This window comes from Clostridium sp. CM038 (assembly GCF_055081105.1).
On record NZ_CM143651.1, the window covers coordinates 2,563,926 to 2,577,059 of the forward strand.

General features: G+C 32.9%; 13 protein-coding genes and 2 pseudogenes. 4 read left to right on the plus strand and 11 right to left on the minus strand.

Going from position 1 to position 13,134, the window contains the following annotated elements; all coding sequences use genetic code 11:
* The first annotated feature begins 177 nt into the window (after positions 1-177).
* The 3 genes and pseudogenes from ACWJKS_RS11895 (at position 178) to tnpC (ending at position 3,705) form a co-directional block, all read left to right on the plus strand.
* Positions 178-1,322, plus strand: a protein-coding gene (locus ACWJKS_RS11895; protein ID WP_462959637.1) for an IS3 family transposase whose coding sequence is annotated in 2 segments (ribosomal slippage) — positions 178-427 and positions 427-1,322 — 1,146 coding nt in all. Because the reading frame shifts where the segments join, the coding sequence is not laid out codon by codon here.
* 265 nt (positions 1,323-1,587) lie between these two features.
* On the plus strand, positions 1,588-1,926 hold the full coding sequence (gene tnpB / locus ACWJKS_RS11900) for an IS66 family insertion sequence element accessory protein TnpB (protein ID WP_462959638.1): 339 nt from the start codon (positions 1,588-1,590) through the stop codon (positions 1,924-1,926).
* A gap of 154 nt (positions 1,927-2,080) precedes the next feature.
* Positions 2,081-3,705, plus strand: a pseudogene (gene tnpC, locus ACWJKS_RS11905) (IS66 family transposase).
* A 49-nt stretch (positions 3,706-3,754) separates the two neighbouring features.
* Here the strand turns inward: tnpC and ACWJKS_RS11910 are convergent.
* The 5 genes and pseudogenes from ACWJKS_RS11910 to ACWJKS_RS11930 all read right to left on the minus strand — a co-directional run.
* Positions 3,755-4,462 (minus strand): IS66 family transposase, encoded by a 708-nt coding sequence (locus ACWJKS_RS11910; RefSeq protein ID WP_462959639.1) that lies wholly within the window; start codon positions 4,460-4,462, stop codon positions 3,755-3,757.
* A gap of 404 nt (positions 4,463-4,866) precedes the next feature.
* Positions 4,867-5,061, minus strand: coding sequence for a hypothetical protein (locus tag ACWJKS_RS11915; protein ID WP_462959640.1), 195 nt, complete (start codon positions 5,059-5,061; stop codon positions 4,867-4,869).
* 255 nt (positions 5,062-5,316) lie between these two features.
* Entirely contained in the window at positions 5,317-5,757 is a 441-nt protein-coding gene (locus tag ACWJKS_RS11920) for a cation transporter (RefSeq protein ID WP_462959641.1), read from the minus strand.
* Between the two features lie 19 nt (positions 5,758-5,776).
* Positions 5,777-6,145, minus strand: coding sequence for an ArsR/SmtB family transcription factor (locus ACWJKS_RS11925; protein WP_462959642.1), 369 nt, complete (start codon positions 6,143-6,145; stop codon positions 5,777-5,779).
* A 182-nt stretch (positions 6,146-6,327) separates the two neighbouring features.
* A pseudogene (locus ACWJKS_RS11930) lies at positions 6,328-6,665 on the minus strand (heavy metal translocating P-type ATPase); the annotation flags it as partial.
* A 13-nt stretch (positions 6,666-6,678) separates the two neighbouring features.
* Here ACWJKS_RS11930 and ACWJKS_RS11935 point away from each other — a divergent pair.
* Positions 6,679-6,861 carry a HepT-like ribonuclease domain-containing protein gene (locus ACWJKS_RS11935; protein ID WP_462961072.1) on the plus strand — a complete coding sequence of 61 codons (183 nt, stop codon included), beginning with the start codon at positions 6,679-6,681 and terminating at the stop codon, positions 6,859-6,861.
* 430 nt (positions 6,862-7,291) lie between these two features.
* On the opposite strand, the gene ACWJKS_RS11940 is transcribed toward ACWJKS_RS11935, so the two are convergent.
* Genes ACWJKS_RS11940 through ACWJKS_RS11965 form a run of 6 tightly spaced genes read right to left on the minus strand, consistent with a single transcriptional unit; the run spans position 7,292 to position 13,131 of the window.
* Positions 7,292-8,026: a 4'-phosphopantetheinyl transferase family protein gene (locus ACWJKS_RS11940; RefSeq protein ID WP_462959643.1), complete on the minus strand. Its 735-nt coding sequence runs from the start codon at positions 8,024-8,026 to the stop codon at positions 7,292-7,294.
* Positions 8,023-10,239, minus strand: a complete 2,217-nt coding sequence (locus tag ACWJKS_RS11945; protein WP_462959644.1) for an ABC transporter permease — start codon at positions 10,237-10,239, stop codon at positions 8,023-8,025. The genes ACWJKS_RS11940 and ACWJKS_RS11945 overlap by 4 nt, the downstream gene beginning before the upstream one ends.
* Positions 10,236-10,934 (minus strand): ABC transporter ATP-binding protein, encoded by a 699-nt coding sequence (locus ACWJKS_RS11950; protein WP_462959645.1) that lies wholly within the window; start codon positions 10,932-10,934, stop codon positions 10,236-10,238. Before ACWJKS_RS11950 ends, ACWJKS_RS11945 begins: the two co-directional genes overlap by 4 nt.
* 58 nt (positions 10,935-10,992) lie before the next feature.
* Positions 10,993-11,748 (minus strand): thioesterase II family protein, encoded by a 756-nt coding sequence (locus ACWJKS_RS11955; protein ID WP_462959646.1) that lies wholly within the window; start codon positions 11,746-11,748, stop codon positions 10,993-10,995.
* Positions 11,745-12,878, minus strand: coding sequence for a saccharopine dehydrogenase NADP-binding domain-containing protein (locus ACWJKS_RS11960; RefSeq protein ID WP_462959647.1), 1,134 nt, complete (start codon positions 12,876-12,878; stop codon positions 11,745-11,747). Before ACWJKS_RS11960 ends, ACWJKS_RS11955 begins: the two co-directional genes overlap by 4 nt.
* 28 nt (positions 12,879-12,906) lie before the next feature.
* Complete coding sequence (locus ACWJKS_RS11965; RefSeq protein ID WP_462959648.1) at positions 12,907-13,131, minus strand: acyl carrier protein; 225 nt, start codon at positions 13,129-13,131, stop codon at positions 12,907-12,909.
* Between the last annotated feature and the right edge of the window lie 3 nt (positions 13,132-13,134).

Genomic DNA, 13,134 nt, shown 5'->3' on the forward strand with positions numbered 1-13,134 from the left:
AACAAAAGTTAGCTATATTTGGGAACAACGAGTGACAGACTTTAAGGCCAGTGGTCAAACAGCACAAATGTGGTGTGAATCAAAAAAGATTAGGCCGGCTACTTGGTGTTAGTATAATATTGTAGACACGGAAAGCCGAACACATTAAAATATAAATAAGATAAGGATGTGTTTATAATGGCAAGAGGTCAAAAACAATATACAGATGAATTTAAAAACACAATAGTAGAGCTATATAACTCTGGAAAAAGCTTAGCAGAGTTAAGCAGTGAATATGCCCTTTCAAAATCAACGGTAACAGGTTGGATAAATAAAAATAAGCCAATAGCTGTGGATAAAAATATAACTTTAACTGCAGAAGGATACAAAAACTTATTAAAGAAAAATGCTAAGCTTGAAGAAGAAGTTGAAATATTAAAAAAAGCAATGGGTATATTCGCAAGGAAATAACTACTGTATTTGAATTCATTACTAACAACAAAAAATATCATGATATCAAACTAATGTGTGAGGTTTTAGGTGTTGCACGAAGCTCTTATTACAATTATTTACACAAGAAACCAAGCAAGCGAGAAATTGAAAACAAGAATATAGAAAAAGAAATTATAAATATCCACAGCACAAGCAAAAATCGATATGGGGCTCCTAAAATAAATAAATCACTAAATGCACTGGGGATAACTATTAGTTTAAAAAGAACACAAAGATTGATGAAAAAATTGGGGATAAGATCTTTAATAGTAAAAAAATATAGACCAACTTCATCTAAAAATAAAATAATAGAGCAGGAAAACATTTTAAAGAGAGATTTTACAGCTACTACAGTTAATGAAAAGTGGGTAACAGATATCACTTACATCCATACTATTAAAGATGGTTGGTGCTATTTAGCATCAGTCATGGATCTTTATAGCAGAAAAATAATAGGTCACGCTATGGCTAAATTCATTGATACTACATTAGCCCTACAAGCTGTTAAAAATGGTATACAGCTACAAAAACCAACTAAGCCTCTAATACTTCATAGCGATTTGGGATGCCAATATACAAGCTTCGCTTTTAAAGAATATATAGAGAGCACTAAAATTATTAAACACTCATTTAGTGCCAAAGGTTGCCCATATGATAATGCTTGCATTGAGTCATTTCATGCCTCATTGAAAAAAGAAGAAGTTTACCATGTTAAATATTTTGATTATGATGCTGCAAGATTAGGAATATTTGAATATATAGAAGCTTGGTACAATATAAAAAGGATACATAGTAGTATTGGATATATTACTCCTCAACAGTGTGAAGATTTGGCTAAAAAGGCTTCATAAAAAGTTCGACTTTTTATGTCTAAGATATTGACATAGATCCAACTCTACGTTACTGGATTCGCGTATTCAAACTAAACAATACTACAAATGAAAAAGCAACTAGTTGGATTTCAGTTGACACCTCTGAATTAAAAGTCATGTCTAAAGAACAACCCTTAATTGTGAAAATAGGTAATGCATCCCTGGAGATAAATTCAGATTTCAATAAGGATTTATTTTTAAAAGTGACAGAACTGTTGTTAGTGCTATGTTAGGAGATAATATAGTGGATAACGTTTATCTTGCTTGCGGCGCCACTGATTTCCGTAAAAATATTGATGGTTTAGCAATTATAGTCCAGGAAAGCTTTAATCTAGATCCTTTCTCTAGATGCCTTTTTGTTTTTTCTAATAGAAACAAAGACAAGCTAAAAATATTAGAATGGGAAAATGATGGATTTTGGCTTCACTACAAGCGTCTAGAAAAAGGAAAATTTAAATGGCCTTCTAATAAAGAAGGTGAAACATTAAATATAAGTCAAAGGCAACTTAGGTGGTTGTTAGATGGATTAACATTAGAACAAAAGCAAGCACATAAGCCAGTAACAGAGCGAATAATTATTTGATAAAAAACGATAAATATACAACAATAAATTCATATTGGTAATACGCTTTAAAAGCCTGTGAAATCAGCACTTTAGGACATGTTTTTCTTTCTTTTTCGGGCGAAATATGGTATAATAAAAGAAAAGAAATTAAAGGAAATATAGGTGATTATGAATGGAAATATCTAAAAAATCTTCTGCAAATACTGAAACTGAATATACATTAGATGACCTAAAAAATCGGTGCTTTAAGCAAGCGTTCCAGATTGAGGAACTAACTGCTAAGCTTAATTGGTATGAAGAACAATTTCGATTGAGCCAACAGAAACGTTTTGGAACCTCTAGTGAAAAAACAGATATTGATCAGCTTAATTTCTTATTTGATGAAGCTGAAAAAGAAGCTGATTCAAAGATTCCTGAACCTACTGTAGAAGAAATTACCTATAAGCGAAAAAAACAAGTTGGAATCGAGAAGCTGACCTAAAAAAACTTCCCGTTGAAGTTATAGAATATCGTCTTACTGATGAGGAACGCATATGTGATCAATGTGGTAATATTCTACATGAGATGACCACGGAAATAAGACAAGAGCTTAAAATAATTCCTGCAAAAGTAGTAGTTGTAAAACACATTAAATATGTTTACAGCTGCCGTGATTGCGAACAAAATGAAATAAAAACCCCTGTAATTACGGCTCCAATGCCAAAATCAATATTACCAGGGAGTCTTGTGTCACCTTCACTAATGGCATACATAATGGTTCAAAAATATGTAAATGCTATGCCTCTATATCGTCAAGAGAAAATGTTTGGTCGTTTGGATATAGAAATATCTAGGCAAAACATGGCTAACTGGATGATGCATGGAGGTAATGACTGGCTTAAAGTTCTGTATGATCGTTTGCATGTTAATTTATTGAAAAATGACATTCTTCATGCGGATGAAACTAGATTACAGGTATTAAATGAGCCAGGGCGCTCCGCGCAATCTGATTCTTACATGTGGTTATATCGTACCGGAGTTGATAATGAAACTCAAATTGTCCTGTATGAATATCAAACTACAAGGGCCGGTAAATATCCACGTAAGTTTCTAGAAAATTTCAAAGGATATATTCATGTAGATGGTTATGCAGGGTATCATGGGATACCTAATGTCAAACTAGTTGGATGCTGGGCTCACGCCCGAAGATACTTTACAGATACTCTAAAAGCAATGCCAGACAAAAAAAGTAAAGCAGCGCTGGAAGCTACAAAGGGATTGAATTTCTGTAATCAGCTTTTTTCTATAGAACACGCTACGTCAGCTCTAACGAGTGAAGAACGTTTTGAGGCTCGTTTAGAAAAAAGCAAACCTCTTTTGGAGGCTTTTTCGTCATGGCTTAATATACAAAGCAAGCGAGTTCTACCCAAAAGTGCGCTTGGTAAGGCCATTACTTATTGTAGAAATCAATGGACTAATCTAGAAGCATTTCTCTTGGATGGAAGACTAGAGCTAACCAATAATTTGGCTGAACGATCAATAAAACCTTTTGTAATAGGAAGAAAAAATTGGTTATTCAGTAATTCTCAACGCGGAGCTAGGGCTAGTGCCATAATTTATAGTATCATCGTAACAGCAGAAGAAAATGATTTAAAGCCTTATGAATATTTAACTTACCTCTTTGAGCAGCTTCCTAATACTGATATAACTGACGTAAATTCATTGGATAAGTTACTTCCTTGGTCAGCCACTATACCAGAAATTTGTAAAGCACCAGCTGAAACAGAAACTGAAAAATTAGAGAGTGCAAAAGCATAAATTACTCCCCCTCTTCAGCGGAAGGTGGGGGTCTTTTGTTTATAGTTTTTCATGAATATATGTATTTAAGAATGTGGTTAAGGTTTACGCTTACATCATACATGAATAACAAATGATTATTCTTGTATTCTTTTAACCTAGTTATTAACCTTCTTTCTTCATCTTTGTATGCATTGGCAGCATAATCAGATTGATATTGGTTATTAGCCTTATCAAGTATTTCATCATAAGTTTTAACATACATAGCCAATGAAGCTATATCAAAAAAATCAACACCATCTTCTTTTAATGAATTCTTTTGATGCAATATCTCTTTTAAGAGTTTTGACATGTCTATAGGCCAGTTATGTTTAGTAAAATCCTCAACACCCTGTAAGTACCGTAGAATATGTGCGTTACATTCTGCGTGGTTAGTTCCAAAATTATACTGTACCCTATTATGGTCATGTATTAATGTCCCTATATAATTAGGCAAAAATCCGAGTTCTTCCATAGCGTTTTTGCTTTTGCTCTCGTGTACATATTGAAGTGTATATTTATCATCGCTGTAGTTGTGCAATTGATGATTCTTGCCGTTAATATTAATTGGAGATTCATCAGTATGGACGTAATTAGCATTATATAGTCCTTGAAGAATTTCTTCTGTAAAAGGCGTAAGTTTGCCAGCTAGAGAATTGCTCCAATTAACTAATGTAGCTTTTGTAAGGACAAAGGCATCTTTTGTAATGGCTTTTAAAAAATCAACACTCTGATCCATTGAAGCTGGAACTCTATGAATTAAAAGCATAGCAACAGCTTTTAGTTCATTACCATATGTTACTACATTATTTTGTTCTTTAGGAATATCATAATTACCTGAATCGTTTAGATAATACCTGTACTCCTTAATAACTGAAATAATTTCAATGTCCTGAATATACCTAGTAACGTAAGGTTTATCCTGATTTTCATTGGTTTTGTTTACATTAATAATCGAGTGTTTAACAGCGCCAGCATCAATTAATTGTTTGATTTTATAAACATCCGTAGTACTACCTTTATGACCAGGCTGTCCGCCTTGTTTCTTTGTAGTTTCAGTCCTAGAGTTATGAATTATCTTCTTAAACCCATCTTTGCTAGACGGTTTTCCAGAGTTTGAGCTATTTTTATCTTTATTGTTTTTTAACCGTTCAATTTCAAGGATAAGTTTTTTTTTTCCTCATCTTTTTTTTCACTCGTCACGTTCATTGCATTAATGGTGTCATTAAGAGTTCCAATAGTGGAAGTAAGATTTTTTAGTAATATTTTTAAATCTCCTACTTCATAAACTAAATTTTCATATTCTTTTTGATACTGTTTTTGATAATTAGAACCCATAAAACACACCACTTTTTGATTAATTTGTATACTAAGATTATACCATAAAACGAGTAAAAAAACAAGCTAAACCGTGGAAAATACATGGTTTAAGCTTGTTTTAGTTTGAAGATTTTTTCTCAGAAAATTAAATGTTTAATATGCTTATTTCTTTAATTATTATAATAAAATAATACTGATTTTAGAGTAGACACATCTGAACTGTAACAAAGTTTTCTGTGGCAGCCTTTTTACTACTTGCGTTTTGAACTAACTCTAATATTTTTGTAACAGTAGATTCTCCACTCCACCAACTAAAACATAACTAATGAAAAACAGAGCAAATTCAGTAGCAGTAGAAAATTTAAATATAATAGCAACACCAAAAATTGCAGCACCAAGGATTAATTTTATAGGGATTTTCTTATTATTATCCCCTTCATCAGGACTACTATTAACCTGTTTTATCTTTTCATCCTCTGCTACAATTTTCACATCCGGTTCAACTTTTTTAACAACAACTTTTATTTCTTCAATAATGCTATTTAATTCAACTTCACTACTAACTTCTAAGAATAATTTTTTTGCAGCAAAATTTACTGAAGCTGATTTTACCCCACTAATATCTTTTACTTTTGTTTCAATTTTTGATGTACAGTTTGCACAATTTAAACCTTCTAATGTAAGTTCTTTTTTTATATTCGAGCTCATTTGCATCACTCCTTAATAAATCGTTTCATTTTTCATTAATATGTTGTAATCCTTGATTAAATATTTGTTTAATATGGTTATCATCTAATGAATAGTAGACAACTTTGCCTTCCTTTCGTGGCGTTATTAATTTTGATTGCCTTAATCCTCTTAATTGATGTGATATAGCTGATTGACTCATTTCTAATAATACTGAAATATCACAAACACACATTTCCTCCATAGAAAGAGCATGTATTATTTTTATTCTTGTTTTATCAGCGAAAAACTTAAAGAATTCTGAAAGAGTGTATGATTTTTCATCAGTTAACAGAATCACTTTTACCTTCTCGACTATATCATTATTCATTACCGTACATTTACATATTTGTATATTATTAATAGCTTTTTCCATTGTGTCACCTCTCAATTATTATGTATGTTCACATATAGTATCTCTCCAAATTTTTTTTATATTATATGTTTCTATATAAACTAATAAAAAAATCCACCTTAACAAATAGTTAAGGTAGATTTTATTCTATAAATAATTTATAACATTAGTTTGTAATCCAGTTGTCATTTTCAAATTTAAAACTATACATCATCTACATTCAATATTCTCATTGCATTTAAAAGTGCTAATATTGTCACACCTACATCTCCAAACACAGCTTCCCACATTGTAGCAAATCCACCAACACCTAAAGATAATATTATTACCTTTACGCTTAAAGCTAATATTATATTTTGCATTACTATAGTTCTTGTTTTCCTTTCTATATTAATTGCAGTTACTATCTTTGATGGTTCATCAGTCATGATTACAACATCTGAAGCCTCTATAGCTGCATCCGATCCTAACCCGCCCATGGCACTCCTACATCGGCCATTGCTAGTACTGGGGCATCATTTACACCATCACCAACAAACATTTCAAATTATTTTATAAAAAGAACTGGCGATAGATTAATACAGCTCATTGTGGAAAATATGGTAGATATAAATTCTATTTTAATTAGTGAAATGAATCATGCACCATCTAAAAATTACTATTCTTCATTTGAAATTATTGGTAAATTAGGAGTCATCCCAATAAATTTTGCAACTGAATTAGTACCGAGGATATAAGCATGGTGAATTGGTTATTATACATTCAGAACTATTCATAGCAGAATTGCTAACTGATTTGGTAGGAAAAATTTCATGAAAAAACATCATTATGAATATAATTTTTGCTTAATAGCCAACAATAGAATACATGCTATTTGATGTGGTAATTACTACATAAGCACCTCAAAAATGAACCCGTTATAATAATAGTAATAGTATTCCTTTTCTAGTGGATAGCTTTTTCTACTTCCTTCAATAACAAGCAAAAGCCCAGCATGGGTAGCATCAGCCCCTTTAACTAAATATTGAGAAGCTTTAGTAACAGGATGCAGTTATTTCTGAAAACTCCTTTATTTGATTATCATAAGAATTAGATTTGAAAATCACTATGTTTTGTGTTAACTATTTTCTAAATCTTATATTGCTAAATATACAAAAACTTATCAAATCAGAATCCATTTTTTGCATTTATTTGTTTTGTACAAACGGCTATCTTATACATTCCATCATCAATATTACAGAGCTGTGCATTATATTCAGCAGCATCATAATCCTGCATCACACGTATTGTATTTTGTCCGCGAAGAAAACTAAAGCGGTTGAACTGTATAGATAATCCTGTACCGATTGTCTTCAAAAAACTCTCATACAACACCCATGATTCATAAAAGGCCGACAATTGTTCCTCTCCGTGAAGCGCACAAATCCCTTTATATTCCTGTTCATTAAAAAATTTTTCAGCTATGCTAATTTCAAATGGCTGAATTTGCTGTATATCTACACCAACCTCATGTTTTGAAAAGACACAGACAACATATTTTCCTGAATGACTTATGTTGAAAAATATGTTAGGATAATATTTTAAATATGGCTTGCCATTTCTTGATATTGTCCGCTCTATCCACTTTGAGTTTTTCCTGTCATAAGCGTTGATATTAAAAAGCTCTGCAAGCCCGGATTGGAACACCAGTTCACTTCCTAAAAGTCTTCCCTTATCCTCAAAAAAACGAAACCTGTTCATTCTTTCAAATCGTTCTGCTGACATTAAAGAGTCTGCAAAAGCAAGATCTTTTTCTTCAATAAACGAAATATCCAGAAGATAAACTATTGCATCAATTCCAACAAATGAGAATTTCTGAAGATTTCGTTTTAAACAATCCTCAAATCGATCAAGCATATTCATTCTCGGTTATCCTTAAGACTTTCAATCATATTTACCTTAAATACCTTTCTCTTAAGCAGATAAAGTGAAATAACGTAGCTTGCCACAATACAGATTATATAAAGCAATATACTCTTCGAGCTAACATATGTTTCGATGTTTAATTGAAAGTCTGCGATGGACTCCTTAAAATACGCCTTACATACTAAATATCCCAGCCCGAAGCCTACAGCCGTACCAATAGGAACAAGAATATGATAAATGTGTACAACCAGTTTGTTGATTTTACTGTTTTTATAGCCCAGTACTTTCAGCATCGATATACTAGTAACACTCTCCTCAATGAGCATATTTACCATAAGGTATACACTGATTATACATATGAGACAACCGAAGAGGATTATTAAATTCATCATCATTTCCATACCATCAATACTTGTCTGCATCTGATCTTTCAGCGATGCCTTAGTTATTGTCGAGATTACTTCTTCATCTTTATAATTCAAATTCTTATTACTCATTACAATGTTATAGCTGTCTTTTGGCAATTCAAGCAAATCACAGGCTGTTGTCTTTGTTGTGTAAATAAGTATCTGGGAATCATTATCAATCAAATCGTTAATTTTAATTTTATAATCTTTAAGAGATACTGCATTTGTAAATGTAAACTTGTCCCCTTTTTTAATACCATAAAGTTTAGCAGCAAGTGTAGTCATATAGTACTTATCATCTTCAAGTTCAATGCTCATACCTTCAGTATTTTTCAAATTAAGATATGAGTTGTCAGTAGTACCGCAAAGCTGTACTGCAGTATCATTATCTTTTACCTCAAATGAATTTTGGATTAATGTTTCACCATCATCAACATTACCAACATTTATAGCGTTCAGCACATATTCATATTTGAAAGTACCGATTTTTTCGATCTGTACATCTTTATAATGATAACAGGAGTCCATAGCAATAAATCCATAAAGCATTACAAGACCGCCGATTGCAATCCCAAGAATTATAACTAGTGTTCTTGAGAAATTGCCGAGAAGCATCCTGAGCTTATACTTGCGTGAAAAATGCATCCTGCTTCTGGTGAAGAAGTTAAGATTTTTCCTCTTACGTTTAATTTCACCTGAAAGCAAACAAACTGTGTCAACCCTTAGTAATCTTCTTACCGTAAAGACAGCAGCAATTCCATAAGCGATAACAGGAGCTATGAAACTTACTATACTTTCAACTATAGGGAACTGATAAATTACAGGGTATTTTTCCAGTTTAAAGAATAGCATTTCTGCAACAGGTTGAACAGTGAGTTTGGTAACAATGATACCGATTATACTTCCTATAAGACCGGGAACAACTGCAAAAAGCATATAGTGCCAAACAATCTCTCTCTTTTTATATCCTAGGGCCGATAACGTACCTATCTGTTTCTTTTCGTTTTTAACCTTACGGCCTAAGACAACAGCAAGTAATATAATAACAAAGGTAAGCATACTTGGAAGTATTGCACCAGTGGCCGCCTGATACTGGTCAATAACAGAATTTGCAACATAAATTCTTCTGTTAGACTTTGCAGAAATGTAGCTTATAGCGCTGTAGTCGTTATAAAGCTGTTTTCTGAATTCAGTCTCATTTTTATCCTTATATCTTACAGACGTATATTCTGAAATAGCACCCAATTTTTCAAGGACATCCTTTTTAGTAATACCTATACCAAATTTATCATTTGAATAAGACATATCGGTTATATTTTTCAACATTGTACCATAGTCAGGACGTTCACAGTAGCCCTTTACAGTAAATTGAATACCATTAAGTGGTAATCTATCGCCAATTTTAATTTTATTTTCAATTGCAAAATTTTTAGAAATAAGGATATCATGGTCATCTTGAATATCCTCACCTTCAATTACATCATAAATATTTATATCCTTATTAGGAGCAAACACACGTAATGTATAGCTGTCAGTGTCCACATTGACATATCTGTTCATTTCAAGAACAACGTTATATTTATCCTCTAATTTTTTCACATCCACTGGCTTGGCTGTAATAAAATTACCGTCTTCAATTTTACATTTCTCGGTAAAATTATCTAGATATTCTCTTTCACAGGAAACACCTGAGGCCAGACACAGGTATAGCCATACGCTTATAGCGGTCAAAAACACTACATTTATGTAGAAAGGAATGGAAGATTTTAAACTTCTTTTATATCTCTTGTTAAGTACCATCATAATTCAAGCTCCTTAGATGATATTTTGTTTTTATTAATTATATTTTCACACACTTTTCCATCCTTAAGTCTGATAATACGGTCAGCCATGTTCTTAATTTCCTCATTATGAGTTACTATTATAACTGTGGTGCCGTATTTCTTATTAACCTTTTCAATAAACATGAGAACGTTTTTAGAGGATTTTGTATCTAAAGCACCTGTAAGCTCATCACACAATAGGATTTTAGGATTTTTTATAAGAGCTCTTGCAATGGCAGTTCTCTGCTGTTGGCCTCCTGACAGTTCTCTCGGAAATCTGTATTTGTATTCTCCAATGCCAAGCTCTTCAAGTACTTCATCAATATCAAGCGGTTTATCTGCAATGTCTGCAACCACCTCAACGTTTTCTCTTACTGTAAGGTCAGGAATGAGATTATAGAACTGGAACACGAATCCCACGTCCTCACGACGATAGTCCGTTAGTTTGCTGCTTTTCATGTCAGACACTTTTTTACCTTCAACCTCCAATGTACCTTCATCCAGGCTGTCAAGTCCCCCTAATATATTAAGAACTGTTGATTTTCCCGAACCGGATGGACCAAGGATGACGCATATATCTCCCTTTTCTACTGTAACATCGGCATTATTGAGAGCGTAAACAAGAGTTTCACCTTCACCATATTTCTTTATTCCTTTATTTAATCGAATTTGCATATTCGTTTTCCTCCTTATATTTAGCATTAAAACAGATAATGAGCTGATTATTAATTGGTTATGCTTCTACAAGCATATCTTCCTTAGCTATATCAAACAGTACATGGGCATAGCATTTTTCTTCATCCAAAATAAAAAAATGTTCACCATTAAACTCTGTTATTGAAAACTGCTTATTTGTCATGTTAATCCATTCTTTCATATAAACCATTCCGGCATCGGGGTCGTCACTTCCACAGTGAGCAACAATAGGGATATTTAGTACTCCATTATTATAAACGTAGTTTTCATGCATTTTATAATCATTTGTAATAACTGGAATATAATAATTAAGAAAAGCTTTGCTGTTGAGTAACTCCTCGTTTGTTAGCTTCATACGTCTTAAATCATCCACTAGCTTTTCAGTTCCCATGGTTGTTCTGTATTCAGAAGGATCTTCTTTATGTGGAGCATGTCTTCCTGATACAATCAGTTTTCTTAAATTAATGTCCGGATAATTGTTTTCTATTACGTAAGCAGTTTCAAAAGCTGTTAAAGCACCCACACTGTGACCGTAAAGATAAACAGGACGGTTAATTTTAAGTTCAGCGATTTTCTGCGCTGTGTCCTTTGCCAATACAACTATATCTTCACAACAGCCTTCTGAATATCTTGCTCCATGACCTGGATACTCCACAGGTACAATCTGCACGTCATTTTCCTGCATCATCCATGAGCGAAACATATTGGCGTTGCCTCCTGCATGACTAAAACAAAAAATATAGGCTTGTTTATCTGGGTTTATCTCAAAAGGAAAGCAATCTTTATAAGTCATATGTTAACCTCCGTTTCTGTTATTTTGAAATTGTCAATTTCATTAAGGAATGGTAAAATATCACCAAAACTTATGATCTCATAGGCGTAAAAACAACCATACTTTTCAGTACCGTTAATAAGCATACTTAGTCCGGCTGCTGCTGCTACAATACCTGTCAGGTTTTCACCTGAACCCTCAAAGCTCATTTCATAACTAATTTCTACAACCTTGCCGCATCTTTCGCCGCTGCCTTCAGCCAAAATAATGCCATATTCCATATCACAGGCACTGGCCTCCGACATTTTCCTTGCAGCTTCACGTTTCTTATCTTCGGTATCAATATCAAGAATATACCTATTGTTAATAAGAGGAATTAAATAGGAGTCATAATAATAAACAGATTCAGCGTTACACTTACTTACCATATTGTAGAAATCACTGCTGATAAAAGGATATGTGGCTTTTCTACCTACAGGCTCTTTATATTCTTTTTTTCTAATGAATTGCTTAGCTTTTTCCTTTTTACCGTTGTGAATATAAGTGAACATTTTTCTTTCATTTCCTCTTTCTGAAGAACCTCTTCCTACAGTCTGAATAATATCGTATGATGCATTGTATGACAACTTACCCTTTCCAGCCAGAAAAACATTGAGTTCCGTGGTAAAATCAAATCTATTAGTCATTATGTAATATGGAATCATCTCTGTAAGCCCAGGATTTATTCCTGCGGCTATTATGCAAGTTACTTGATTTTCAGTCGCTCTATCATGAAGTGCTTCCATTTTTTCTTGCAGAACGTCATCAGCTGAAGCGTCAGACAGCGAAACCTTGTTTTTTATACAAAGTCTGGCGATGCTGTCACCAATAAGACTTACAGGGCCTGCACAATTGACAATAATATCACATGTTTTTATAAAATTTTCACACTGTACTGAGTTGGTTATGTCTACAATGCTGTATTCAATTTCATTTTCTTTTTCGGGAGCAATTTCACAAACGGCGTTTTTCATGCGCTCTATGTACCTTCCTGCAATGGAAATTTGATACTCATTGCAATGATACATAAGGAGTTTCAATGCACCTTTTCCTACAAGCCCCGTTGCTCCGAACAGGCCTACTCTACATTTCTTGTTTGAATTTCCAGACATAGTTTCACTCCTTTCTTACTTATGGTATTTACATTTTTGTCTTAATAAAGTCAGCTAAATTATTAATAGTTTCATTGAAGAATACATCAGTGATTTCAACCTCAATTCCTAACTTTTCATAGATTAAATTGATACATTTAACAAAACGAATCGAATCTGCTCCAAGTTCCAGAAAAGAAGTATCATAATCAATTTCGTTAATTCCTAATATTTCTTTCCATATTTCTTCAAGTACTTTATAAATATTTTCCATTTT

Excerpts from the sequence above, each read along its gene's own strand:
- ACWJKS_RS11910 (WP_462959639.1), bottom strand. The coding sequence starts at position 4,462 with ATGGATCAGAGTGTTGATTTTTTAAAAGCCATTACAAAAGATGCCTTT.
- ACWJKS_RS11915 (WP_462959640.1), bottom strand. The coding sequence starts at position 5,061 with ATGGGTTCTAATTATCAAAAACAGTATCAAAAAGAATATGAAAATTTA.
- ACWJKS_RS11920 (WP_462959641.1), bottom strand. The coding sequence starts at position 5,757 with ATGCAAATGAGCTCGAATATAAAAAAAGAACTTACATTAGAAGGTTTA.
- ACWJKS_RS11925 (WP_462959642.1), bottom strand. The coding sequence starts at position 6,145 with ATGGAAAAAGCTATTAATAATATACAAATATGTAAATGTACGGTAATG.
- ACWJKS_RS11940 (WP_462959643.1), bottom strand. The coding sequence starts at position 8,026 with ATGAATATGCTTGATCGATTTGAGGATTGTTTAAAACGAAATCTTCAG.
- ACWJKS_RS11945 (WP_462959644.1), bottom strand. The coding sequence starts at position 10,239 with ATGATGGTACTTAACAAGAGATATAAAAGAAGTTTAAAATCTTCCATT.
- ACWJKS_RS11950 (WP_462959645.1), bottom strand. The coding sequence starts at position 10,934 with ATGCAAATTCGATTAAATAAAGGAATAAAGAAATATGGTGAAGGTGAA.
- ACWJKS_RS11955 (WP_462959646.1), bottom strand. The coding sequence starts at position 11,748 with ATGACTTATAAAGATTGCTTTCCTTTTGAGATAAACCCAGATAAACAA.
- ACWJKS_RS11960 (WP_462959647.1), bottom strand. The coding sequence starts at position 12,878 with ATGTCTGGAAATTCAAACAAGAAATGTAGAGTAGGCCTGTTCGGAGCA.
- ACWJKS_RS11965 (WP_462959648.1), bottom strand. The coding sequence starts at position 13,131 with ATGGAAAATATTTATAAAGTACTTGAAGAAATATGGAAAGAAATATTA.